The sequence below is a fragment of the Shinella sp. M31 genome (assembly GCF_049199205.1).
Classification (GTDB): domain Bacteria; phylum Pseudomonadota; class Alphaproteobacteria; order Rhizobiales; family Rhizobiaceae; genus Shinella.
The window spans coordinates 22514-48178 of the sequence record NZ_JBLZPH010000046.1 but is presented as its reverse complement, the minus strand read 5'-3'; the positions used below and the strand labels follow the sequence as shown (position 1 = coordinate 48178).

The window sequence follows — 25665 nt, the reverse complement described above, 5'->3', positions numbered from 1 at the left end:
ATTGTCGAGTGTGATAAGGTTGGTCGCGTCGGTTACGCCGGCGTTCGGCGTCAAGGTAGCAGTCCAGGTGACGCCGCCATCGGACGAACTGACGGAGCTCAGCATGCCGTTGGCGATCGTCAGATCGGCATTGGTGAAACCGTTGACGGCTTCGCTGAAGATAAAGGTCACCAGCGAGGTCTCGCCTACCGTCAGGGCACTGTCCGCCACGATGATGGTTGCGGCTGGGAACGATGCTGAAATGACAATGTTATTGATTGTGTTATAGGTTATAGACTGATCGCCTAGATAACCGCCCGCGGAAATGTAGAGGCGAACATCATCAACAATATCGAAATCACCGTTCAGTGAAATAATCCGTGGAAGATAATCTGTATTATATCCCTCAAAGCTTGTTGACGCGACCTCGACGCCATCAAGATACCCTTTGACTGTAATTGTCGTGGATTCCGTTTCGCCCCAATTGTAGTATGTAAATCTATCGATGTTGAAATTGCTTCCATCGGCTGATGCTATCGACATGCCCTTCATCCCGGCATTATCGTTTATTGTCAGGCCGCTAAAGCTGCCATCGTTACTGAACAGGAAATTATTATCCTGCCACGAAACATTGTTCACCGGTGTGCCGTTGATGTCGCTTATGTTGCGCACCAGGATATCGATGCCCGACAGATCAATCGAGCCGCCTTCGCCGTCCTGTGCTATGCCATCACTCAGACCAGCCGTGCCGGTGAACGTTAAAGTGCCCGAGGTTGTCGCGAGAAGCGCGCCATAGGCTAGTGATCCATCTGCGCCAAATACGTGCGCTTCGATGTCGCCGAGCTGACGCTCAAGGTTCCAGTCGCCTCCCAGCTGTGCGGCGCCGGTTGCATCCGTTGATGCTGCAACATCCGCGCCCGAGTATCGGGCCAGCAAATCGATAAATTCTTCCCCTACCGCTCCCGCCGCAATATTGCAGCCATAAAGAAGAATATCGCCACCTTCGTTCAATGCTGAACCCAAAGATGCGAGTTCCTGGTTATGTGCGTCAAGCGCGGTGGCGTCGATTTGTGCGCCACCAAGCAGAAGCCTGCCGGGCGCACCGTGAGATATGATGTGAATGGCATCATAGCCAGACTTTCCAACGGCCCATGCGCTCATCGTCGCGATTGAATCGACGTCCGCAGCTATCCAGACAACGTCCGCGCCCGCCGGAAGCCGGCCGGCAAGTTCTTGCGCGCCTTGGAGACCTGCGTCGATGAACACCACACAGCGGCTGCCGGTTCCCGCACCGGCGGCGAGTTCTCCAATTGTCTCGGTCATTGTATCCCCCGGCAAAATCATTTGGACTTGATATTTCTCCGGGCTTCGCCGGAGGGTCCTGTGGAACTTGTTGTAATAGATTTTCTAGACAATATTTACGCGGCGCGCCGCTCTGCCAGGACCCTGAAAGTCACATTCGCCACTTCAGGCCCACTCGAATTGTGTCGAGCCTCACGTCGTTCTCGAAGCGTGGAAAGGCGCCTACCGGTTCGAAAGCGGGACCGGTCGCCGTCACGGAGCCGAAATCGTAATGCAGGTATTCGATTGAAAGCGACAGATTGGGCTTCGCGCGCCACTCCGCACCGAGCCCGGCCGCCCACCCGATTGTGGACCCGCCTCCAGATACGTCCATCCGCCCAAACGTAGGTGCCGTCGCATTATCGAACGCGCGTACGTTGATATTTGCGAGGGCGAGGCCGCCTGAACCGAAAAAGAGAATCTCACCCGCCTCAAGCCCAACGCGTGCGCGCAAACTGCTCGCCCAGTCGATGTCGTATTGCGTTTTTGTATCTGAATAGAGCGCGGACTGGCCGTCACCTGATATATCGAGCAGGCTGAAATCGACGACCCCGCCTATGATAAACGGCAAAGTTCCGGGCAGTTCGACGTCGCAACCAGCCTCGATGCCGACCGAAGCGCCGGCATTGTTCATGTCGATTGTTTCGTAATTCGGACCGGAGGAATTCCAGGAAAAGCCGGCTCCTGCGAATGGGCCGTCCGTGAAAGGACTGTCGGTCGCTACGACGTCCGCCCGCGCAGAGGCCGCATTGACGCCGACGTAACAGCCGTTCCAGGACTTGCGTACCATCGCGTGTGGGTCCGCGGCACCGGCCGGGCCGCTGCCGCAAACCAAGCCAACCGCCGCCAGAAGTAATAAATGCGATCGTATTGCCGCCAACATTGGACCATTTCCTCGCTCAGCACGGCGCTGGCTCAAGCCAACCATACGTTGTCAACTTCTCCATGATTTCCGCACACGCGTCTAGAGGGCGTTCGACAAACTCTGCAGCAGGTATCGATACGCCCGCCGCATTGGCACCCAAGGTAATCGCTGAACACCTGACCGATGATCCCAATTTCTGCAAACCCTGAGACAAGCCACGAAAATAATACAAGTGTGGGCATCTAGCCTGTACGCCTTGAAGGCGCACAACCTCGACGCCGGAGGGGTTTAGCCTATATCCCATTGAGAGACGGAGGCCCACATGCCGAGCATAGCGAACGAGAACAGCGAGCTATGAGTTTGAGGGTGCCTGCCACGGCCAAGGCTAAACTCGTGCGCGCCGCAGCACTTCGTAATACCGATCTGACGAATTTCGTAACCCAATCCGCATTGCGAGAAGCAGAAGCTGTGATCGAAGAAGCCGAAACGATCAAACTGTCAAAGCGCGATCATCTTCGCATTCTTGAGCTTCTGGAAAATCCGCCCAAACCCAACGCCAAGCTGCGCGCGGTGATCGCCGGTTTGCAGGACGGCCTATGACTTTACCTGCATGGCATGAGGAAGCGATCGCCGCTACGCTCGCGGCCTTCGTCTCTGCCATTTCCCAGTAACCGGCGAATGCGGAGGGCCAGCGGAAATTGGGGCCCGCCATCAATAAGGCATGTAAGGTTGCCACGGCTGGCACTTTGGCACCATCAGTCTGAAACAACGTGGATGATAGGCAAAAAGATCAATTTACGAATCAATGATACGTATTTATATCTTTTTGTTGACCGATCTTAGAAAGCTTGCGATAGCTTACTGAACACGGAGAACTTTTGGGTAGGTAGGATGGCACGATCTGAGTCAGATGCCTTGCTGGAAGTCGGGCGGTTGCTGAAAGCTACGCGTAAAGGCAGGCAACTGACGCAGGAGCAGGTTGCCGACATGGCGGGCATATCGCGTCCCCGCTATCGCGAGATAGAAGCCGGAAGCAGTGCTGCGCGCACGACGACACTGATCAACATCGCCCGTGCTCTCGGACTTGAGTTGATGCTTATACCGCAGGCGATGGTTCCGGCGGTCGATGCGCTGCTGCGGCCGCATGACGATCTCGACGATCTCCCGGCATTCATGCCTCATGCAGATGGGGATGAGAATGCCTGAAGCTTCATCCGATCCGAAATCCATCTCGTCGCTCGACGTGCTGCTGAACGATGTGAAGGTTGGCACGATCGTCAGAACGCCCGGCGATTTCAACGCCTTCAGCTTCGAGGACAGCTATCGCGCAACGGGCGGCTTCCCGGTGCTCAGCCTGTCGTTTCGAGCAGTCACTGGCGGCTTACGTAAGGACCCGAAACCCGTCGCCAGAGCGTTGCCGGCGTTCTTCGCCAATCTGCTCCCGGAAGACAAGCTGCGCGAGGCAATGGAAAAACACCACGCGGGGAGTGTTCGCACGGGAAACGACTTCGACCTGCTCGTCGCGCTCGGTTCGGACCTGCCAGGCGCTGTCCGCGTCGTGCCGAGCGACGGGACGATTGCCCGTCTCGATAATCTGCCCGCCACCAAGCCGAAAGTCCGGTTTTCGCTCGCCGGCGTTCAGATGAAGCTTTCGGTCATCAAGAACACGGGGAAGGGCGGTGGACTGACGTTGCCGATCGGCGACGAACAGGGGGCTTACATTGCCAAGTTTCCATCGACCTCGTTTCTCGGCGTGTCGGAAAACGAATATGCCAATCTTGCACTGGCGGAAGCGATCGGCATGGAGGTTCCGGAGCGTGAACTCGTCGAGCAATCAGAGTTCGAAGGTATCCCGAAGGAGTTCGAGACGCTGTCGGACGGCAGAGTCCTGCTCGTCAAACGCTTCGATCGTGGCGCAAACGGCGAGCGGATCCATATCGAGGATTTCGCGCAGGTATTCGGCGTCTATCCTTCGCGGAAATACGAAGGAGCTGCATATCATGATATCGCCGCAGCCTTGAACGTTGCCATCTCGTCTGACGCTGCGCTTGAGTTCGTCCGCCGACTGGTTCTGGCTGCCATCACCGGCAATGGTGACATGCACCTGAAAAACTGGTCGCTGATCTATCGCGGAGCCGGCGACAAACCGAAGTTCGCGCCTGTCTACGACGTGCTATCGACAATTCCTTACATCCCAGTAGATGCCATGGCACTGTCGCTTGCCGGTGAGCGCCGCTTCAAGGCGTTGAATGCGCAACGATGGAAAGCCTTCGCCAATCGCGCGCGCTTGCCGGAAGCGGCGGTGCTTAAAGCGGTGGTCGATACGGTCGAGCGCGTCAACGAAGTTTGGTGGTCTCTGCCGGAACGGAGTGTCGCTCCGGCGAAGGTTCTCGAGCGTATCGATACGCATGTAAGGCTGATGACGCCGATCCTTGGCACGTGCGCGGAGTAAAGCCATCCGGCCAACGGTGGCCGAGCCTTGTCCTCGCCCGCGAACCAGTTTGTTGATCCCGCCTTGAGAGAGGATCAAGATCTGGCAGCGGCTCGATAATATGGCAATCACCTGCACGCACTTCCGAGCGCCAATGTCGACCCGGCACCCGACAGCCTCCTTCAAAGCGCCGAAAGGGGGAGCGACGATGCAAAGCCGCTGCCGCTTCTCTTACTTCGATAGCTCTTTGGCTGCCGCGTCGATGACGTCGGCCACCTTCTCCGGCTCTGACGCGAAGACGGCATGGCTGGCTTCGATCTCGGTGACGTCGCTGCCTGCACGCCCAGCCATATCCCGCTCAAGGTCTGGATTGATCGAGCGGTCGCGGGTGGCAACCACCGCCCAGCTCTTCTTGACCTTCCAGGCCGGCTCGCTCGCCTTTTCGGTAAAGGCCTTCTTCGCGGCAAAGACTTGGCTGCGGGCTAGGAAGGCAGCCTCATCTTTCGGCAGATCGGCAGCGAAGTCGGCAGGAAAGGCTGCCGGGTCAAGATAGAGGTATTCGCCATCCTTGGTCTCGCGGATGTTCATGCCGCCGGCCGGTTTAGAGCTTGCGAGGCCAATCAGGCTCTCGCCCTTGTTGGGCTGGAAGGCGGCGACATAGACGAGGCCCGCGACGTCTGGCCGGTCGCCGGCCTCACTGATCACCATGCCGCCATAGCTATGACCGACCAACAAAGTCGGGCCAGTCTGCAGGTCGAGCACGCGGTTGGTCGCGGCAACATCGTCAGCGAGCGAGGTAATCGGCTGTTGAACGATGGTGACGTTGTAGCCACGACGGGTGAGGATCTCGGTCGCCTTGCGCCAGCTCGAGCCATCGGCCAAAGCGCCGTGGACGATGACGATATTGCGGACTTCCGCAGCTTGGGCGGCGAAAGCGATTGCCGAGGTCAACAATGCGGCGGCGAAGATGGAAATGCGATTCATGATAGTCTCCTTTGGGTGGGTCTGGGTCGTCAGGGGAAGTGGGCGCCTAGCCGAAGGTGAAGGCGTAGGCTTCGGCGCCGGGATCGAGAAAACGGATCTCGAAGTTGCGTGCCTCGATCTCGCCCGATTGGCGGACGAGCTGGTAGAGGCGGGTCTTGGTGATCGTGCCATTGCCATTGGCATCGGTGTCCGCGCCGTGGTTCTGGTCCGGCGCCTTGCCGTCGACTGTCACCTTGAAGCGGACGGGCTTGCCGTCGGCCCGGGGGCCGAGCACGAGATGCAGGTCGCGGGCGCTGAAGCGATAGGCGATGGCGCCATCGGCCCTGTCGAGCACCGCCTTCTCCGCAGCTATGGTCCAGCGGCCGGCGAGACCCCATTCATTGAGACGGGGTTCCTTCACTGAATAGTCGCGTGGCGTGTCGGACAGGATGCCTTCTGGCGAGACGAAGCCGGCGGCGCGCTGGTAACCGAGATTGGTCTCGCCCGAACCGAGATTGACCAGATCGGGCGCCATTTCGGCGCCCTTGGCGTCGGGCTTGACCGTGGCCTCAGCCGCCATCTTGTTGCCGGCCTCGCGCAGCAGGTCCTGGATCGCCTGTTCGGTCTGGGCATAGTTGCCTTCGCCGAAATGGTGGTAGCGGAGCTGCCCCTTGGCATCGATCAAGTAATGGGCGGGCCAGTAGCTGTTGGAGAAGGCGCGCCAGATGCGGTAGTCGTTGTCGATGGCGACGGGGTAGCGGATGCCGAAGTCGGCGACCGCCTTGCGGACATTGTCGACCTGCTTCTCGAATGCGAATTCCGGGGCGTGCACGCCTATGACAACCAGGCCCTGGTTCTTGTACTTTTCGGCCCAGGCGCGAACATAGGGGACGGTGCGGATGCAATTGATGCAGGAATAGGTCCAGAAGTCGATCAGCACGACCTTGCCGCGCATATCGGCTGCGGTCAACGGCTTGGAATTCAGCCATTCGACGGCACCGTCGAGACGGGGTGCCACGCCTTCGAGCGGAAGGTTGCTGGTGAAAGGCTGCTTGCCCGACGCGTCGGTCATGACGAGGGAATTGTTGGCCACCATCGCGGACTCACGGACTTGGAAGCGGTCGAGCACAACCTGTTCGAAGGTCGAGGTGCTGGCATAGGACAGCCTGGCGAGCAGACTGGTATCGGCACCGAGAGCGATGGCGCCGACGCCGGCGATCACAGCCGCGCCGAGGCCCTGCCGCAGGCGTTCGCTCACATGCAGCGACTGCTTCATGCGGGCGAACACCTGGCCGCCGGCAAGCAAGGCGATTGCCAGCGATGTGACCGCACCAGCCGCATAGGCGAGCAGTAGGAACGTGGTCTGGAGATTGGCACCCTGAAGTGCTGCGCCCGTCAGGACGAGGCCGAGGATCGGGCCGGCGCAGGGCGCCCATAGCAGGCCGGTCGCCACACCCAGAATAGCCGATCCAGCGACTGACGGCGCGGCCGGGTTGCCGGCGGAATTGGCCAGCCGGTTGCCGAGATCGACGACCGGCCGGCTGAGCGAACTCGCGATACGCGGCGACAGCAGGCTGAGCCCGAATATCGTGAGCAGCGCGAGTGCTGCCAGGCGACCATATTCATTGGCGTGGATGGCCCAGCTGCCGCCGACCGCGGCGAGTGTAGCAACCGCGGCGAACGTGACCGCCATGCCCAACAGCATCGGCAGCGTGCTCTTGAGGAGGGGCTGACCCGCCCGGGCGAAGACGAAGGGCAGGATGGGGAGGATGCAGGGGCTGAGGATCGTCAGCGCGCCTCCGAGATAGGCTATGACCAGGAGCGTCATCGTCGTTTCCTTTGACCGTTTGGGGGATCGGCGCCCGGTGGTGGCCGGAGCCGGTAACGAGATGCATTTGTCGGGGAGGACGTATCCCGGATGTGTCCGGGCGAGGGTCGAAATGTATCGGACTGTAGCGAGCGATCTCCGCCGCTACAGTTCGATACAAAACCGACGAGGCTGGACATAAGGGGGATACATGCGGCCGACTTTCTCCTCATCACGTTCAACCGATGGAGAGAGCAATGACCGCTGAAATTAATCTCGAACGCCGACGCCTGTTCGGCATGGCCGCCCTGGGTGCCGCTGCGGTGCAGTTCGGCCTCGGCAAGCCCGCGGTTGCCGCGCCGATCAATGCAACGATCCGTGCTACACCGATTGCAAGCAACTCAGGCTTCGAAACGCTCAGGAGCGTGAAGGCCGGCGACCTGGAAATCGGTTATGCCGAAGCCGGCCCGCAGGATGGCCCCGCCGTGCTGCTGCTCCACGGCTGGCCCTATGACATTCACAGCTATGTCGATGTCGCGCCCATCCTCGCGGCCGAGGGTCATCGGGTGGTCATTCCGCATCTGCGCGGCTACGGAACCACGCGCTTCCTGTCCGATGACACGCTGCGCAACGGCCAACCGTCCGCGTTTGCCGTCGACATGATCGCGCTCATGGACGCGCTTGGCATCAGTTCGGCGATCATTGCCGGCTATGATTGGGGTGCGCGCACCCCGACATTATGGCCGCACTCTGGCCCGAACGCTGCCGCGCTCTCGTATCCGTGAGCGGTTACCTGATCGGCAGCCAGGCGATCAATGCCAAGCCGCTGCCGCCCAAGGCCGAGCTTGCCTGGTGGTACCAGTTCTATTTCGCCACGGAACGCGGCCGTCTGGGCTACGAAGCCAATACCCACGACTTCGCCCGGCTGATCTGGCAGACGGCATCGCCGACCTGGAAGTTCGACGATGCGACTTTCGCGCGCTCGGCGAAGTCGCTCGACAATCCCGATCATGTGGCGATCACTATCCATAACTATCGCTGGCGGCTGGGTTTGGTCGAGGGAGAGGCGCGCTTCGATGCCTATGAGGAAAAGCTCGCCAAGGGTCCGAAGATTTCGATCCCCACAATCACCATGGAAGGCGACGCCAACGCGGCACCGCATCCCGATCCGGTCGCCTATGCCACCAAGTTCATCGGCAAGTATCAGCACCGGACGATCATCGGCGGCATCGGTCATAACTTGCCGCAGGAGGCTCCGCGTGAATTCGCCCAGGCGGTGCTGGATGTGGTGCGCCTTTAACGGGCGCTTGCCTCTGCGCGATTAACAAAGGAAAGTCTCGGAGGGCCGGGCCGACGTACCGGCCTGTGATGATGAGCAGTCCGGAACGCCAAATGGAACATATCGATCACGTTCTAATCGTCGATGACGATCGCGAAATCCGCGAACTGGTCTCGACCTACTTGACCAGGAATGGCCTGCGCGCCACCACGGCCGCTGACGGTCGCCAGATGCGCAAGTTCCTCGAGGCCAATACGGTCGATCTGATCGTGCTCGACGTGATGATGCCGGGCGACGACGGCCTTGTACTGACGCGCGAACTGCGAGCCGGCAAGCACAAGGCGACCCCGATCCTGATGCTGACGGCACGGAGCGACGAGATGGACCGGATCATCGGCCTCGAAATGGGCGCCGACGACTATCTGCCCAAGCCGTTTGCCGCGCGCGAGCTGCTGGCCCGCATCAAGGCGGTGCTGAGGCGCACACGCATGCTGCCACCCAACCTGCAGATCTCCGAAGCCGGCCAGTTGCTCACCTTTGGCGACTGGCAGCTCGATACGGTGGGACGGCATCTTATCGACAAGGAGGGCACCGAAGTGGCGCTGAGCGGCGCCGAATACCGCATGCTTCGTGTCTTCATCGATCACCCCCAGCGGGTGCTCAACCGCGACCAGCTGCTGAATCTCACGCAGGGTCGCGATTCCGAGATCTTCGATCGCTCGATTGACCTGATGGTCAGCCGCCTGCGCCAGCGGCTCGGCGACGATGCGCGCGAGCCGTCCTATATCAAGACGGTGCGGAGCGAGGGCTATGTTTTCTCCGTGCCGGTCGAGATCTCGGAGCCACGGCAATGAGGACCCTGCGCCTCTGGCCGGGGTCGCTCCGTTCCCGGTTGTTCGTTATCCTGTTCGCGGGCCTTGTGATCGCCTATGGGCTTTCCTTCAGCATCCTCGCTCTCGAACGCTATATGTCGGCCAAGGCGGTCATGCTCGGCACGCTGGAGACCGATGTCGCAACCTCGATCGCCATCCTCGACCGTCTCCCGGCAGAAGAGAGGCCGCAATGGCTTGAGCGGCTGAACCGTGGAAGTTATCGCTTCGTGCTCGGGCCCGGCGATCCCGGTGTGCCGGATCTCTCGGCCCGGGCCAAGGATATAGCCGGCCGTATAGAGGAAGCCGCCAGGCACAAATTCGCAATCAGGGTTGAATCGATCCCGGGACAGGCTCCGCGACTGCAGGCGCATCTGACGCTGAGTGACGGCGCGCCGCTGACACTCGATGTCACGCCGCGCGGCGTCATGCCGATCGCTGCATGGTTGCCTTACGTGTTTGCGGTGCAGATGGCGCTTATCATAGTGTGCGTATGGCTTGCCGTCCGGCTGGCGACGCGGCCGCTCGGCCAGCTTGCCTCGGCTGCCGATGCGCTGACTCCCAGCCGCAAAGGTGTGCCGATGCGCGAAACCGGGCCGAGCGAGGTGGCGCATGCGGCGCGCGCCTTCAATGCCATGCGTGAGCGAATAGACCATTATCTCGAGGAGCGGGTGCAGATCCTCGCTGCGATCTCGCATGATCTGCAAACGCCGATCACCCGCATGAAGCTGCGCGCCGAAATGGCCGAGGAGTCGATCGAGAAGGACAAGCTGATCCGCGATCTCGGCGAGATCGAGCGGCTGGTGCAGGACGGCATCGCCTATGCCCGAAGCGCCCACGGCAATGTCGAGAAGGTGTCGCGGATCGATATCGCCTCTTTCATCGAGAGCATGGTCTATGACTATCAGGACACCGGCAAGGCCGTCGCCGTCATCGATGGCGTGGCCGGCAATGTCCAGACCAGGCCGCATGCGCTGCGTCGCATCCTCACGAATTTCATCGACAATGCGCTCAAATTCGCCGGCTCAGCTGAAATCATGATGGAGAGACGCGGCGAAGCCGTCGCCATCACCGTGATGGATCATGGCCCCGGCATTCCCGATAGCGAACTGGATGCGGCGATGCAGCCCTTCTATCGGCTCGAACAGTCGCGAAACCGGGAGACCGGTGGCGCCGGCCTCGGCCTCGCTATCGCCCAGCAACTGGCGACGGCCATCGGAGGCTCGATCCGTATTTATAACAGGGAGAGTGGCGGTCTGGCCGCCGAGGTCGTCATTCCCTGATCTATGCTGGCCCGTCTTTTCCGGGCCGATTTGTATCCGATGATATCTGCATCCTAATGTGCTACATCCCGATACAATTCAGCCATTTCCTGAAACATCGTGGACACGTCCACCGGTCAAATCATCCCTTGTCAAACAGATCGCGCCGGGCGCGACCCAAAGAAGGAATGATCCATGACCCGTATCGAAAAGGTTCTCTATACCGGCAAGACCCATACCACCGGCGGCCGCGACGGTTTCGCAAGGAGCAGCGATGGTGAGCTCGATATTAAGCTCTCACCTCCCGGCAGCAGTAAGCATGGCACCAATCCCGAACAGCTCTTCGCCGCCGGCTGGTCAGCCTGCTTTATCGGCGCCTTGGGGAGGGCCGCCGCCACGCAAGGATTCCGGCTGCCGGCGGATACGGCCATCGCCGCGGAAGTAGATCTCGGAATGACCGGTGACGCCTTCCACCTGCAGGCGCGCCTGAACATCAGTCTGCCCGGTATGGATCCCGACCAAGCGCGCACGCTGATCGACGCAGCTCATCAGATCTGCCCTTATTCGAAGGCCACCCGCGGCAATATTGCAGTCGAGCTCAGGCTTGCTTAAGCGCTGTCGCAACGTCATGGGCTTGATCATGAAGCGTCTGATCATCGGTTTATTGTTGCTTGCCGTTCTTGCAGCCCCTTGCATCTATGACGTCTTGTCACTGGAACCGTCGCCCTTGGGTGCTGTCGCTCTGGCGGTTGGTTTTCAAGGATAACTTTTGGGGAAGAAGGAAGGGAGCGGCTTTAGGCCAGTCGCTCTCTGGTGGTGTACGTGTTGTTCTCTACCGCGACATCAGCGGTTCAGATTCCTTAAGGCGCTCACCCGCTAGGTCGAAGATGAACTTACTCCAAAACCTGCCGCTGCCAACGCTTCCCTCAGCTCCTCGGCTTTGAAAGGCTTCGCCAGTCTGGGAAGATCAGGCGCAATGCCGTCGACATCAGCATATCCGGAGATTATCAGACAAGGCAGGGTAGGCCGATCAAGCTTTACACGCCGCACTAACTCTACCCCATCCATGCCCGGCATCAGGTGGTCCGTGACAAGCAGCCTCAGTTCGGACATCCGGTCGAGCGCAACCAACGCGGCGTCTCCGCTAGAGGCCTCCACGACATCGAACCCGATCTCGTCCAGCATGTGGGCGGCGCTTATGCGAACGATATCCTCGTCGTCGACGAGCAATACTGTTCCGTGATGGCTAAGAGATGCCGCGGTTGCGTCAACGCTCTTCGGAAGAGGGATAGGTACGTCCTCCGCCTCTGGCAACCATAGCTCAACGTTCGTCCCTACTCCTAGTCGGCTGAATATCCGGATGCCGCCGCCTAGCTGCTGAGCGAGACCGTGGACCATCGAAAGACCAAGCCCGGTTCCTTGTCCCAAACCTTTCGTCGAAAAGAAGGGCTCGATTGCACGCTCCATGGTCACTTCGCTCATGCCTTCACCGGTGTCGGCGACCGAGATCGTCACATAGCGGCCGGGCTTGAGATCGCTCCGCTTGCCAGCAGGAATTTCGCGGGAAGTCGCACTGATGCGCAGCGTACCACCGGTCGGCATTGCATCCCTGGCGTTGACGCTCAGGTTCAGGAGTGCCATCTCCACTTGATTATGGTCGGCGCGGGCCGCCGGTAGCTCTTGGGGAGCGTCGATAACGACCTGAACCTGCGGACCTGTCGTGCTTCTGATCAGCTCACCCATGCCGGTTACCAACGTTTCCACGTTGATCGCGGTCGGTTGAAGCGGCTGTCTCCGGGCGAATGCCAGAAGACGCTGCACGAGAATGCGGGCGCGCTCGGCAGATTGTAACGCGCCCGCAATAAGCTTGCGCTCTCGATCGCTTCCAATCTGTCTGCGCACCAGCATGTCGAGCGAGCCGATGATAGGGGTCAGCAAGTTATTGAAGTCATGCGCGACGCCGCCCGTGAGCTGACCGAGCGCCTCGACTTTCTGGGCCTGTCGAAGTTGTTCCTCCGCATCCACCAGACGGCGTTGCTCCGTCAGGCGCTCGCTAACATCGTACGCGATCTGGTAAGCGCCGATCTGGCGACCAGCGGCATCTCTCAGGACATTGAAGTTCAGTTCGAACCAGCGTTTGGAGAATTCCTCGTCACCGAACTCGTCCAGCAGTGTAAATTCATCTCCCGCAAGGGCGCGAGACCAAGTGCGACGCACATGCTCTCGGTGCTCAGGGAGATGATCGAGCACATCGAGCATGGACGTCCCGATCACCGGGCGCACGCCATAGACCTGTTCGAAAGCTTTGGCTGCCGCCTTGTTCATCGCCAGCCAACGGTACTCGCAATCCGCGACGAAGATGATCGCCGTCGTGTTCTCGACGACATCGGCGAGGAGTTTGCGTTCCGCCACGCCCTCGGCAACGCGTGCTTCCAGCGTCTTCATCGCGGAGTACGAGGCCCACATTGCAGCGCTCGAACGCAAGGTCGGCCAGCTCACGATGGAGCTGGATCTGGTGAAAAAAAACTCCGCGTCAGGCGACCGCCGGCGACAGCGGGAGCTCCTCCATCATCACCGGTTCCCGGCCTGCTCTGTCAGACAGGGTGCAAAATGATCGATCTCGCGAGGAGCACTACTATTACCGATCGACGGCAAAAGCTTTAAATTTCGGCGACACCGAGCTCGCTGCCATCATAGAGGATATCCAGGACGAACTGCCTTGCTAGAGCAAATAAACAGGAGCGCTAACCGCTGTCGGGATTGTCGCCTTCCTCAGCCACCACGATCCTACGATCGGTCCGCATCGAGGCAGGGTGCTTCCGGTTCAGGCCGGGTTCTATTTTGCGCGATCTATAAGAGATTTCGTATGTATACAATTTAGGGTAGCGTACAATCAATAGACATGGCGCCAAAAGAGCGTATGTTATCTCAATCGGCAAGATACTTTTAGGGCGTTGCTTTGGAAATCAACGATCTTCGCCCCAGTTAGGAGGCGAGGGTATGCCCTTCAACTCGGTACAGCTATTTCGCGAAAATAATGAATGGGTTGTCGTAATAGTCGATGACAAAGGCGAGACGCGGCGTTCGTTTGATTTCGGACAGTGCGCGCACAGCTATGCAGATGGACAGCGCGTCCGACTTGGGTTGCCGCCCCTCGGTCAGCACATCAGCAATGCCAGTTTGACGGATGAAGGTGGAGCGCTGTCGCAGTAGCGCAGGTGTCGAACGCGCTGATCGTTATTTTGACGGATTGTTGTTGCGTTGGTTCGCCATCGCCGGAACTATCTCAAGCCCCTATGCCCGAGTTTCGGCGATGAGAGCCGGGGTGCTGCGATGTGCCCCGGCTTTTCCTTCACGACGCCAGCGAGATCCAGACATTCAAAGCAGTCAGCGGTAAATAGATCGCCGTAAGGAGCGCTTCAAGGCGGCTGTCTCTATAACACGAGCAGCAAAGCCATTGCCAGTGCAGCGAGCTCGTGGCGTCCGTCCGGATCGGTCAGACTGGGCCGGACGGGTTCCCACATGCCCATGATCCGAAATTTGCGATCAACTGACGGCTTCGACCAAGCGCTCGAAGAGCTGGAGTCGCTTCTCAAAAGTGTCGTTCGATAACTCGATGATCAGTCGGTCCTCTCGCTGGACCGCCCCCGCCTTCTTTGTCAATGCTGCTATCGCTTTCTTCGGCGTGGCTCCCGTCAGCGTTATCGCGAGAGCCTTGGGTCCGCCTTCGAGTTTGGCAAAGCCCATTCGTCCTGCAGCAAGCTGCAAGCGGGTCGTTCGCAACAAAAGCGTTGCCTCCCGCGGCGGTTCGCCGAACCGGTCTTCGAACTCCTCCTCCATATCGTCGATCTCGCTCACGGTGGTTGCCCGCAGCAGATTGGCGTAGAGATTAAGCCTGACGGCGGCATCCGACACATAGTCTGCGGGTATTGTCCCCGCCTGACCGAGGTTCAATATGGCGCGATGTTGGGTGGACGACGGCTGTTTACGGATTTTCACGACGGCGCTTGCCAGCAGCTTCTGGTAGAGGCCGATGCCGAGAACTCGCATATGCCCCGCTTGGTCCTCGCCGGCGATGTCGCCTCCGCCCCGCAGGTCGAGGTCGCGAAGGCTGATGGCAAAGCCGGCACCCAGGCGGTCGTTTTCGACCAGCGTCGAAAGCCGCAGCTTGGTCTCTTCGGCGAGCTTGGCGCCTTGATCCGTTAGGAGACAAGCGATCCCCTGCGCACCTGCGCGCCCGACGCGCCCGCGCAACTGGTGGAGCTGTGCCAGCCCGAACCGTTCGGCATTCATGATGAATATCGAGTTCGCTCGTGGCACATCGAGCCCGTTTTCCACGATGTTCGTCGCCAGGAGGATGTCTCCGTCGCCATCCGCAAAACCGACGATTGTTTCATCGATGGCCGCTGCCGGCATCTTGCCATGTGCGACCTTGACGGAAAGTTCGGGAACGATCTTGCGGAGCATCTTCTCTATGCCATCGATATCTTCGATGCGCGGCACGACCACGAAGCTTTGCCCGCCACGTCGGTATTCACGCATCAGGCCGGTGCGTATAGACGCGCTGTCGAATGCCGCAAGCGAGGTGCGGACGGGCTGGCGTCGTTCGGGCGGCGTGGCGAGAAGGCTGACCTCCTGGACTCCCGCCATCGCAGACTGCAAGGTACGTGGAATCGGTGTCGCCGACATGGTGAGCGTATGGAGCGAGGGAGCAAGATCGGCCATCGCGCGCTTTTCCTTAATACCGAAGCGGTGCTCCTCGTCCACGATCAAAAGGGACAGGTGCGCAAAGCGGACGTCCTTTGCGAGAACCGCCTGGGTCGCGACAACGATGCCGATTCGGCCCTCCGCCAGCGCCGCCTTTACCTGCTTCGCCTCGCCAGGCTTGAGAAGCCGGGACAACATGCCGACGGAAACGCCCGTTCCCGCGAAACGACGCTCGAAGGTGGCAAAATGCTGACGCGCCAGCACTGTCGTGGGAGCGACGACGACCACCTGCCGGCCGCAGAGCGCGACCGCTGCGGCTGCGCGCAGCGCAACTTCGGTCTTGCCGAAGCCGACATCTCCGCAAACGAGCCGATTCATGACCTTTCCGGAAGCCAGGTCGGAAAGGACGGCGTCGATGGCGTCCGCTTGATCAGCCGTTTCGGCGAAGGGAAATCGGCGGGCGAATGCGGACAATCCGCCGCGCGGGGGCACCAGTTTCTCGCCCCGCGATGCCTGCCTCTGCCTGACGACCTTCAAGATATAACGTGCGGTGGACTGTACGTCCGCCGCGATCTTCTCGCGCTTCTTCTGCCAGGCATCCGTGTGAAGACAGTCGAGCGTGACGGCGTCGGGTTCGGAACCGTAGCGCCACAGCTTTCCGAACTCCTCCATCGGCACGAGCACGGAGCCGCCATCGCGATAGCGCAGGCGCGCAGCGTCGCGGGAGGCGCCTTCAACGACGATGCTCTCCAGATCTTCGAGAATGCCAATGCCATGCTCCTCGTGAACGATCACGTCGCCTATGCGCAGCTCCGGCTCAGCCAGCAACGTACTGAGTGTGATCTTCCTGCGTGCACCGTCGGTCGCGGCAAGCAAGGCTATCTTCGTGTCGGCGTCGATGAAGCCTTGCGTCAGATCGCATGGCAGCTTCAGAAGGGTTGCCGCCTGCGCCTCCAGCACCGCTTGCCAGCTGTCGACGGCCAGAGGCGCCATGCCACTTGCCTTCTCCGCCCGCCGGCAAAACCCCTCGGCCCGCTTGCCTGTCCCCGATATCACGACCTTCAGCCCCTGTTGCAGGCGATCGTGAATGAACCTGGCGAAGGCGGGTCGGCTGGTGACGTCAGGCGCATCCATCGAGAGATCGGCGCCCGCGTCGAGTGTGTGAGTTGCGCTGTTCCCGATATGCTGCTCCCATTCGTCGCGGGTGAGATACAGCGATCGGGCGGAAGTGCCCGTCTCGCCAAAGCCCTCGCGGGCATGGCGGGCATCCTCGATAATTTCCAGATGGCGCTCAAGTCGCTCAGCAGAGCCGGGAGCCAGAGTGACGACCGCATCGCCGAGAAAATCGAACACGGTCGGCATGGTCTCATAACGACGCAACACCAGGCGTTCCATGGTCTCCGCGTTCGGCGCGATATCTTCCGCGTCCCGTTCGATCGAAATAGCCTCGGATGCCGGGCCGAAAACGACGCGATCGAGATAGCTTTCCGTTCGTTGCGACAAGCGGTCGAAGCCTCGCAATTCTTCGATCCGGTCGTCCTCAGAAAGGACAATTCGCATCGGGCCGGGGGCGCCGGCAGGATAGATGTCGATCAAGCCTTCGCGAACGGCGACCTCGCCGGGATCGTCCGAAAGGCCTTCCTGCACATAGCCCGTGCGCTCGATGAAATCGAAAAATGCTCCGCGGTCGAAGAATGTGCCGGCCACAAGTTCCAGCCGGCTTTCGGCGATGACGGCCGCCGGCGGGACCCGCTGGAGCGTCGCATCGAGCGACGTCAGCAACAGCCGCGGCGCTTTCCCTGCCATGCTCCAGTTTCGCAGCGCATCCATGCGCCGGCCCATGCTGTGGCGTGAAGGCGGCACGCGGTCGTAGGGCAGGCAGTCCCACGGGGGCAGGACGATGAGCGCGATCTGGGGAAAGAGGGCGCCGACGGCCTGGGCAATCTCCTCGACGTGCCCTTCGCTCGTTGCCACGTAGCACAGCGAGGATTTAGAGCGTTGCAGACCGGCGGCCAGCCTGGTTGCGACAAAGCTTGCCGGTGGCCTGGAAGCGTGGGGATTGGCAACGGTTACTGCCGGTATGGGCGTTTCTCGATTTCCGGACGCAACGACTCTCACCTGAACCTGCCATTTCTTCATAAGCCAATGCCGAGTGCAAGAACGGGCAATCCATCGGGCTGTTCCGTGCGGCTGAGAGGCTTTGCGCGATTTGCACACGCCCGTCGCTTCGAACGTCTCCATCCGGTCAGCATGGTGGTTGCCGCAGCCACGGAACTTCGCGGGAGCATCGGCCGTTCTCCAAGGCCCGAAATCAGGAGGATGATATGGCGCAGGCGGAAAACGATCAGGACAAGGTTTGGGAGCTCGCCAAGGACATCGGCTTTTGCATGCTGACCACGCAGTCCGGCGATGAGTTGCGTGCTCGCCCGATGTCGGCGGATGCCGATCGCGAGGCCCACGCCTTCTACTTCCTCACCGATGCAGCAAGTCACAAGGACGAAGAGATTGCGAGCCACCCGGCGGTATGCTTGGCATTCGCCAACCCCAAAGGCCAAAAATACCTGTCGGTATCCGGCACGGCGGAAATGCAAAACGATCGCAAGAAGATCAAGGAGCTCTTTGCCATTCCCGCTAAGGCCTGGTGGGACAGCCCTGACGATCCGTCAATCCGTCTCCTGAAAGTCACGCCTTCCTCGGCCGAATATTGGGACAGCCCCGGAACGGTGGTCAGTTATATAAAAATGGCCGCTGCAGCCGTCTCGAACGTAAGGCCGGTCCTGGGCGACAGTGCAACTGTGAAGCTCTGACGCGACCGATGCGAGATGCCCTGAGGCTCAAGTGTTTCGGGGCTTCACGTATTCAATGATGATATGGTGGCGTGGTCGACGCATCGAAAGAACGCTGCCATGGGAGGCAGTTCAGCATCGGCCGATCCCCCGAGCCCAGGCGCGTCGTCGCGATTAGCGGTTTTCAGCAAAGGCGATGCGAGCGTGTCGGACGGGCCAGAGCTTCAGTTTGCGCCGAACATGTGTCGGAGCTCGCCGTTCCGAAGAGACTTCGGAAGAAATTCTCAGTCCGCAAGGCCCTATCCCCTGCTTCCCCCGGTCCGCAGAGCTCAAGGCCTTCCCTTATCGGATCCTTCCGGGAACACATCGATCCGATTGCTCGCAATCTCGGCCTTCACTTCGTCAATCGCATCGCAAAGCCTGTCGATGTCCTGGCTGGTATGAGAAGCGGTGAGGCAGACCCGAAGCCCGGCCTGGCCTCGCGCCACTGTCGGGAAGAAGATCGCCGACGCGTAGAAGCCTCGCCGCAGCAGTTCCCGCGCTGCGGCCACCGACAGCAACTCATCGCCAAACCGGACCGTTCGGATGGGCAGGTTTGACGGCGGCTCTCCGCTTTTCAATCGCGCATCGAGATGGGCCAGGTTTTTCTGGAGCTGTTGCTGACGCCGGCCGAGTTCCGGAGAGACATGGATAGCCGCCGATGCGAGCGCAGCGCCGACCGCGGCGGTGGTTAGGGACGCCGAGAATGCGTGCGCGATCGCAAATCTGCGGAAAAGCACCTCTTGGGCGGCCGTGCCGAGCATGAGAATGCCGCCGGATGCGCCGAAACCTTTTCCCAGCGACGCTGCGACGATCGTCCGATCGCCAAGATCCGGGATCGCGGTTCTTGCGTAACCCGATCCGGTCTCACCGTGGATCGAGATGCCGTGAGCATCGTCGATATACAGAAACAGACCGTACTTCTCCCGCAGCCGTATCAGCTCGCTCATCGGGGCATGTCCGCCCATCGAATACACACCGTCGCAGATATAGGCCACCTGGCGATGGCTTTGGCACAAGGCCTCCAGCGCTGACATGTCGTTGTGAGGTATTGTCGTCACTTCGGTTTCCTGCGCCGCCGCCGCTTTGTGATGGGCAAGCGTGGCGTGCGCGAGCCGGTCGAACACCATCAAGGGCTTGCGCCCGCCGGTCAGGTGTCCGGACGCGAGAATAGGAATAGCGCTCATGTTCGCTGCTAGAACAGTGGTGAAGGTCAGCACTCTCGCCTTGAACAGGTTTGATAGCTCCCGCTCCAGTTGACCGAGCACATCGAAGTTGAGGCGTGTTCGCGCGCAAGACCAATGGAAAGCACCCGTCCGCGAGATCGCTTCACGCGCGCCGTTCAGTATCTCTGGATGGTTGTCGAGCCCTAGATAGGAGCACCGAACAAAGTCCGTCACCACCTGTCCAGCCGGCTGCAGGAGAACAAGTCGATCGTTCGAAGGAGCCGCATAGATTGCCATTATCCCCTGGTAATGGGCATGGTCGAAGCTGGCGGAGGCCATGTCGATCATCGTCGATGTGTTGCGGAGAGATTTTTGGCTATTCTCGCCAATCGTAAAGTTTGTCATGTGTTTCATCCCAATGCATGTGCATACAGAGATCAACACGTCGACGGAGCGAACTCCACGAATGCATTTGAAAGAAAACGATAAGATTTTCTGAATGGAGTATCGTTCTTATCCCTTATTAAAATTTGCCATGAAACCATTTGATCGGACTGTCCTGATCGCCTTATCGCCGGTTGCGATATGAATTGCTTTGCGCAATTTGGAAACATGAACATCAACGGTCTTATCGTCTACAAACCGGCCCGGCGGCCAAGCCGCCTCAATGAGGTCGCGGCGACTGACGACCTGACCAGGCGAGGCCAGCATCCGTAGCAGGATCCTGTATTCGGTCGGACTGAGCGAAGCCTTTCCATGCGGCCCTTCGAGCATGCGCGTCGAGCCGTCGAGCGACATCGCCCCGATATGTTCGCTTCGCCGGCGGCATGTCGGCGCCGGGCCTGGCTGGTCACGGCGGGTGATGATCGCTCGCAACCCCGACAGGATGAGCTCGGGCGACAATGGCCGCAAAACGCATTCATCGACGCCCGCCTTCAAGAACTTCAGGTAGTGGTTCTCATGTTGGGCGCGGATGAAGGCCATCATGGGCACCGTTGCCGTCCGTTGGCGCGATCGTGCCCTCCGGCAAAGTTCAAGTGCTCGGTCGATATCCGTGCTGTCGACTATTAGCGCTTTGGACGTCGAAATCCTTGTTTCCACGTCCTCGATGCGCGGCGCGATCGCGATTGCCTGAAAGCCTCCGCTGGCGAGAGCATGTGACAGGAGAAGCGAGAAGTCAGCGTCTTCCGTCGCGACAAGTATGATGGGGGCCATGATCGACTCCGCGGGTGTCCCAGATCTGTCACCCGCAGAGTCGGGATGCTTCAATTTGCTTGCCCCTGAAAGGGGACTTTGCTTCCAAGGGCGGCGGCCGGGCGTGTCGTTCAGCGCACCCATTCGTTCCATCGCTCGAGAAGCGCCGGGGCATTCGCGTTGATCCACGCCGCGTCCGGCACCACCACATATTCTGAGATTTCCGCCGTTGTCGGGATCGACCGGCGCACGTCCTCGGACATCAGCGCAATGGCATCCGAACTCGGGGGCGCGCAGGACAGGACGTTACATGCCTTGGCCTGTGCGTCTGGATTATCGAGCCAGAACGCGATGAGCTTGAGGGCATTTTCACGGTTCGGGGCGCCCCGTATCAGGCCGACGCGATCGCCGACCAGAAAGGAGGCCTTGTAGGACCATTTGATCGGGAGACCTTCATTGGCCATCGCCTTGGCGCGGGTCAGCCAGATCTGACCGAGGTCGTACTCTTCGTTGCGAAAGCCCTGTACGCTCTGATCGCCGGTTTTCCACCAGAGAGTCACGGAATCCCTGATCTCATCGAGCTTGCGAAAAGCGCGATCGACGTCGAGTGGAAAAAGCTTGTCCTTTTCGACGCCATCGGCAAGGAGCGCCGCAGCGAGAACGCGCCAGGGATCGTCGAAATTGGGAAATGCCCGCCCGCCGGGAAAACGTTGCGTGTCCCACATATCGGCCCAGGTTTGCGGAGCCTCGGCGCCTTCGGTGCCCGCCCGGTAGACGAGCAGCGTCGCGGTGGACTGGGCGAGCGCGCCGCCGGCCTCGCAAGCATTCGCCGGAAGGTCCTTCCGCTGCTTGTAGGGGCGGCAGAACTCGGTCAGGTCCTCGGTGACGGCTTTGTGCGCTTCCGACGCCGCCTGGATCTCCCCGTCGAGATACAAATCCCAGGTCACATTGTCGGACTTTACCATGGCCGACGCCTTCGCGCGCAACTCGGCATTCGTCCCGGACACGACGACGACCTCGATGCCGGTCTCCCGCGTAAAGGGATCGAACCACGCCTCTTTCAGCGCTCGATCATACGCCCCGCCGGTTGAACCGATAATAACATACTCACCGGCCGTTGCGGCGCTGGCTCCGATCAACATCGCTGATGCGAACGCGGCGCCGGCGGCGGTTGAAAGTCCACTGATACTACGCATGATATTACTCCTGTTTGGTTCGAGCCGAGGTTGTAGAGGAGACGAGATGCGCGATGCCGATCAGGCAAAGGGAGGCGACAACAACGACCGTCGAGGCCGCGGCGATGACGGGCGTGAGGTTGAAATCGATGTCTTCGAACATCTTGCGGCCGATTGATTTTCCGCCGATGTCGGAGATGAAGAATGCGACGGTGGCCTCGTCGAATGAGGCCAGGAACGCAAACACCGCACCGGCCGCGATCCCAGGAAGTATGTTGGGGAACGTAACGTGGATGAAGCAACGCAGACGGGTCGCCCCGCAACTGGCCGCTGCAAGTTCGAGAGCCGGATCCATTCGCTGGAAAGAGGCGGTTACGGTGATCACGACGAACGGAACGGCAAGTACGGTATGTCCGATCAGGAAGCCAAGAAGCGAGCCCGTCAGTTCCAGTGGCGCGAAGACGAGATAGAGCGCGACGCCCAGGACCACATGGGGAACGATCATCGGGCCGATCGCCATCGCCTGGATGGCGCCCTTGAACGGGAGTTCGCCTCGCACGATCGCCAACGCGGTGAGCGTTCCAATGATGGTGGACGCCAGTGATGTGCAAACAGCTATCTTGAGGCTGAACAATGTCGAGGCGATCCAGTCCGGGTCTGAGAAATACGCGCGATACCAGCCCAGCGTTAGCGCCGACGGCGGGAAGGTCAGGTGTGAGGACGCGTTCAATGACATTGGAATGATGATTGCCGTGGGCAACATCAGGAAGAACAGCACCATCCCAACCGTGACTGTGGCGACAACCGAGGTCGGTCGTGGCCGCCAGAGTGTTGTCAACTTGGTCTGGCGAGCGGATCGCTCCGTTGCCTGCGAACCTCTGCTGTGATCAATGGACACCGCTGAATCCTTTGTTGTGCGCGAGCGCGCGTCTGAAGACCGCGACCAGCACTAAGCTCACCGTCAGTAGCAGGGTGGAAAGCGCGGCTGCGAATGGCCAGTCGAGAACGACGAGGGTTTGCTGGCCGATCAAAGTGGCCATCATCATGGAATTCGGACCTCCCACCAGCGCGGGCGTGATGTAAAACCCCAGTGCCAGCACGAAGCAGAGTAATGTTCCTGCGAAGACGCCGGGCAGGCTAAGGGGGAGGGTTACGAGCAGAAACGAACGGATCGGCGTCGCGCCGAGATTTGACGCGGCTCGGGTAAGATCCGCCGGGAGGCTCCTCAGCGTCGCTTGGATCGGCAGGATCGCGAAAGGCAGGAGAACGTGTGTCATCGCCAGGACGACGGCACCGTGCGTGTAGAGCAGACGAAGAGGCCCATCGGTCAGCCCGACGGCCATCAATAGATCGTTGACCAGGCCGTTGCGCTGAAACAACACGACCCACGCATAGGATCGGATGAGAACCGACGTCCACAACGGAATGAATACGCAAGCGGCCACGAGGAGTGCAGCCCGACGTCTCAGGTGTGCCATGGCCAACGCGACTGGATACCCGAGCACCAGGCAGAGGAGCGCCACGGCGGCGGAAATCAAAACCGTATCCATGAGAACATTTATATAGAGCCGGCTTCGCACAAGGCGGGCATATGGCTCTGCGCCATCGGCGAAGCTGAGTTGAACGAGGCGCGCGACCGGATACAAAAAGCCGACGACCAGTAGCGCCATGAGCGGACTGACCAGAAACAGCGACACGGCCGGCGGATAGGACTTCGCCGAGCGTCCTCGGCGAAACCGCGAAAACCAGCGGGAAAGTCTTGTCTCCGAAGCCGCGCTCATTGGAAGTCCTCGCTTTCGAGCGAGAAGAGGCGAGCGTCCCGCGGTGCGAATTCGAGATAAACCAACGCGCCTTTCTCAGGAATCGTCTCCGCACAAGGGACCTGTACCCGCACGACAGCGTCACCCATCGCAGCCAGGCGGACCAGCGCGGTGCGTGTGGCGCCCGCGAACACGACAGAGTCGAGCGTCCCCTCGATCGCCGAGTTCCGGTCCCATCGTGTCGGCCGCAAACCGAGATGCTCCGGCCGCAGGGCAAGATGGAGGGGTTGCCCCGGACTTGGATGGGGCGAACCTTGCCGTTCCACAGACAGCGGGGTCGTGGATCCTTTGAGGAGAACCACTATATTGTGCTCGTCGCTCGAAACCGCCGTCACGGGCAGAAAGTTGATGGAGCCGACAAAGTCGGCCACAAAGGCATTTCGAGGCTCACGATAGAGCTCCTCTGGGGCGCCGATTTGCTGAAGCGTGCCGCGGTGCATAACCGCGACGCGATCCGACATGGTGAGTGCTTCTTCCTGATCGTGCGTGACGTAGACGACCGTCGCGCCGACCCGCTGCTGAATGCGCTTGATTTCCAGCTGCATTGCCTCGCGGAGCTTCTTATCCAGCGCGCCAAGAGGTTCATCCATAAGAATGACCGGAGGATTGAACACTAGCGCCCTCGCGACGGCGACGCGCTGTTGTTGGCCGCCGGAAAGCTGATGGGGGCGCCGCTCGTCGAGTCCCGTCAACTGGACGAGGTCCAACATCTCGTTCACCCGCCTGCGCCCCTCTGCCGAGCCGGAACTCTTGCGCATTCGCAAGGGGAATTCGATGTTCTGCCGAACCGTCATGTGCGGGAACAGGGCATATCGCTGAAAGACCATCCCGATATTGCGTAGATTCGGGGCGACCGAGGTGATGTCATGGCCGTCGATACGAATGGTCCCGGCGCAGGGATGTTCGAAACCCGCGATCATCGTCAGCAGGGACGTTTTTCCGGATCCGGACGGCCCCACGATGGAGACGAACTCGCCAGCGTGGATATCCAGTGACGTGTCCCTAACCGCCTCGACGGCTCCGTAGGTTTTCGTAATCCCCGAAAGCGTTAAACTTTTTCCAATCAACTTGTCCCCCAATCGATGTGCTGATGCTCCCGTGGCATCTGAGGCAACGCCCATTTCCGGTCGTCGCGCGTTCGGGAATGTGACATCGGGTTGGCAAAGCGCTACTGTTGACGCGACATAACTTTGCAAAACCTTCACAATGCGATTTTTGTTGCAACAAAAGTCAGCCGTGTCAACCATCTTGGGGTGTGAAAAATGATGAATGGGGAAAACGCAAGCGCGAAAAGCGCGACGAACCCGCGCTTAGGCGAGGCCGCCTATGAAGCGCTTAGGGACCGGATCAGTAGGGGGGTCTATCGACCAGGGGACAAGTTGACGGTCCGCTCCGTCGCGGAGACCCTCGGAGTAAGCTCGACCCCTGCGCGCGATGCCATCAACCGGCTCACGGCGGAAAATGCCTTGGTTTACGCCGGCCCCAAGACCGTCATCGTTCCGATCCTTTCGGAGGCTGATCTCAAGGAAGTCACCGTTATCCGTATCGCGCTCGAAGGGTTGGCGGCGGAGGAGGCGGCCAAGAATTGCGGTCCACAAGACCTCGACAGGCTCAAGATCCTGCAATCACAGATCAATACCGGTCTGGAGCGGCGTGATTACGCGTCGGTCCTCTGGCACAACAAGGAGTTTCACTTCCATGTCTATGCCCGGTCGGGCCTTCCTCGACTTGTTAGTTTGATCGACGCACAGTGGCTGCGGGTGGGGCCATCGTTCTATGGCCTCTATCCGGAATTCGCCGAGGAGCGCTACGGGGTGCGTAATCACGAAATGGTTATGGACGCTATCGAGGAAGGCGACAGTCGCGCGCTGCGTGCCGCCTTCGAGGGTGACATTCGCATGGGATACCTGCGGCTGCGCGGCGCTGTGAGGGCGCGCGGTTCGGTGTAGCGGATTTTTTACTCGGTCGCATTGACACATCCA

At 60.1% G+C, this 25665-nt stretch carries 21 protein-coding genes and 1 pseudogene; 10 read left to right on the top strand and 12 right to left on the bottom strand.

The features are described from left to right. On the bottom strand, positions 1–1302 hold a 1302-nt coding region (locus ACOZKU_RS06900; RefSeq protein ID WP_421578228.1), incomplete at its 3' end, for a DUF4347 domain-containing protein. 130 nt (positions 1303–1432) lie between these two features. Beyond that, on the bottom strand, positions 1433–2203 hold the full coding sequence (locus tag ACOZKU_RS06895) for an outer membrane protein (protein ID WP_421578227.1): 771 nt from the start codon (positions 2201–2203) through the stop codon (positions 1433–1435). 336 nt (positions 2204–2539) lie between these two features. Here ACOZKU_RS06895 and ACOZKU_RS06890 point away from each other — a divergent pair, with 336 nt between their 5' ends. From ACOZKU_RS06890 to ACOZKU_RS06880, 3 genes are all read left to right on the top strand, one after another. Then, entirely contained in the window at positions 2540–2785 is a 246-nt protein-coding gene (locus ACOZKU_RS06890; protein WP_421578226.1) for a DUF1778 domain-containing protein, read from the top strand. Positions 2786–3076: 291 nt separating this feature from the next. After that, a complete protein-coding gene (locus ACOZKU_RS06885) occupies positions 3077–3391 on the top strand; it encodes a helix-turn-helix domain-containing protein (protein ID WP_421578225.1) in 315 nt (104 codons plus the stop codon). After that, on the top strand, positions 3384–4637 hold the full coding sequence (locus ACOZKU_RS06880) for a type II toxin-antitoxin system HipA family toxin (RefSeq protein ID WP_421578224.1): 1254 nt from the start codon (positions 3384–3386) through the stop codon (positions 4635–4637). The genes ACOZKU_RS06885 and ACOZKU_RS06880 overlap by 8 nt, the downstream gene beginning before the upstream one ends. A 210-nt stretch (positions 4638–4847) precedes the next feature. On the opposite strand, the gene ACOZKU_RS06875 is transcribed toward ACOZKU_RS06880, so the two are convergent. Continuing rightward, the gene (locus ACOZKU_RS06875; RefSeq protein WP_421578223.1) at positions 4848–5600 is read right to left on the bottom strand and encodes an alpha/beta fold hydrolase; all 753 of its coding nucleotides are present in this window, start codon (positions 5598–5600) and stop codon (positions 4848–4850) included. A gap of 46 nt (positions 5601–5646) precedes the next feature. Further along, complete coding sequence (locus tag ACOZKU_RS06870) at positions 5647–7407, bottom strand: cytochrome c biogenesis protein DipZ (RefSeq protein WP_421578222.1); 1761 nt, start codon at positions 7405–7407, stop codon at positions 5647–5649. 236 nt (positions 7408–7643) lie between these two features. Here ACOZKU_RS06870 and ACOZKU_RS06865 point away from each other — a divergent pair. From ACOZKU_RS06865 to ACOZKU_RS06845, 5 genes and pseudogenes are all read left to right on the top strand, one after another. Further along, positions 7644–8686, top strand: a pseudogene (locus ACOZKU_RS06865) (alpha/beta fold hydrolase). 92 nt (positions 8687–8778) lie between these two features. Further along, positions 8779–9519, top strand: coding sequence for a response regulator (locus ACOZKU_RS06860; RefSeq protein ID WP_421578221.1), 741 nt, complete (start codon positions 8779–8781; stop codon positions 9517–9519). Continuing rightward, positions 9516–10817, top strand: coding sequence for an ATP-binding protein (locus tag ACOZKU_RS06855; protein ID WP_421578220.1), 1302 nt, complete (start codon positions 9516–9518; stop codon positions 10815–10817). The genes ACOZKU_RS06860 and ACOZKU_RS06855 overlap by 4 nt, the downstream gene beginning before the upstream one ends. 174 nt (positions 10818–10991) lie before the next feature. Continuing rightward, the gene (locus tag ACOZKU_RS06850; protein ID WP_421578219.1) at positions 10992–11408 is read left to right on the top strand and encodes an organic hydroperoxide resistance protein; all 417 of its coding nucleotides are present in this window, start codon (positions 10992–10994) and stop codon (positions 11406–11408) included. 28 nt (positions 11409–11436) lie between these two features. Next, on the top strand, positions 11437–11562 hold the full coding sequence (locus ACOZKU_RS06845) for a hypothetical protein (RefSeq protein WP_421578218.1): 126 nt from the start codon (positions 11437–11439) through the stop codon (positions 11560–11562). 110 nt (positions 11563–11672) lie between these two features. Here ACOZKU_RS06845 and ACOZKU_RS06840 read toward each other — a convergent pair whose 3' ends face one another. After that, positions 11673–13241, bottom strand: a complete 1569-nt coding sequence (locus ACOZKU_RS06840) for an ATP-binding protein (protein ID WP_421578217.1) — start codon at positions 13239–13241, stop codon at positions 11673–11675. Between the two features lie 1101 nt (positions 13242–14342). Then, the gene (locus tag ACOZKU_RS06835) at positions 14343–17642 is read right to left on the bottom strand and encodes a DEAD/DEAH box helicase (protein ID WP_421578216.1); all 3300 of its coding nucleotides are present in this window, start codon (positions 17640–17642) and stop codon (positions 14343–14345) included. Positions 17643–17827: 185 nt separating this feature from the next. Here ACOZKU_RS06835 and ACOZKU_RS06830 point away from each other — a divergent pair, with 185 nt between their 5' ends. Then, positions 17828–18310 carry a pyridoxamine 5'-phosphate oxidase family protein gene (locus ACOZKU_RS06830; protein ID WP_421578215.1) on the top strand — a complete coding sequence of 161 codons (483 nt, stop codon included), beginning with the start codon at positions 17828–17830 and terminating at the stop codon, positions 18308–18310. A 308-nt stretch (positions 18311–18618) separates the two neighbouring features. On the opposite strand, the gene ACOZKU_RS06825 is transcribed toward ACOZKU_RS06830, so the two are convergent. From ACOZKU_RS06825 to ACOZKU_RS06800, 6 genes are all read right to left on the bottom strand, one after another. Then, entirely contained in the window at positions 18619–19899 is a 1281-nt protein-coding gene (locus ACOZKU_RS06825; protein WP_421578214.1) for an aminotransferase class I/II-fold pyridoxal phosphate-dependent enzyme, read from the bottom strand. Between the two features lie 108 nt (positions 19900–20007). Then, on the bottom strand, positions 20008–20709 hold the full coding sequence (locus ACOZKU_RS06820) for a winged helix-turn-helix domain-containing protein (RefSeq protein ID WP_421578213.1): 702 nt from the start codon (positions 20707–20709) through the stop codon (positions 20008–20010). A 110-nt stretch (positions 20710–20819) separates the two neighbouring features. Then, a complete protein-coding gene (locus tag ACOZKU_RS06815; RefSeq protein ID WP_421578212.1) occupies positions 20820–21884 on the bottom strand; it encodes an ABC transporter substrate-binding protein in 1065 nt (354 codons plus the stop codon). 4 nt (positions 21885–21888) lie between these two features. Next, complete coding sequence (locus tag ACOZKU_RS06810; RefSeq protein WP_421578231.1) at positions 21889–22644, bottom strand: ABC transporter permease; 756 nt, start codon at positions 22642–22644, stop codon at positions 21889–21891. A gap of 106 nt (positions 22645–22750) precedes the next feature. Next, positions 22751–23644, bottom strand: a complete 894-nt coding sequence (locus ACOZKU_RS06805; RefSeq protein ID WP_421578211.1) for an ABC transporter permease — start codon at positions 23642–23644, stop codon at positions 22751–22753. Next, a complete protein-coding gene (locus ACOZKU_RS06800; protein WP_421578210.1) occupies positions 23641–24930 on the bottom strand; it encodes an ABC transporter ATP-binding protein in 1290 nt (429 codons plus the stop codon). The genes ACOZKU_RS06805 and ACOZKU_RS06800 overlap by 4 nt, the downstream gene beginning before the upstream one ends. Before the next feature lie 15 nt (positions 24931–24945). Between ACOZKU_RS06800 and ACOZKU_RS06795 the strand changes: the two genes are divergently transcribed. Then, positions 24946–25632, top strand: coding sequence for a GntR family transcriptional regulator (locus tag ACOZKU_RS06795; RefSeq protein ID WP_421578209.1), 687 nt, complete (start codon positions 24946–24948; stop codon positions 25630–25632). Positions 25633–25665 lie beyond the last annotated feature (33 nt).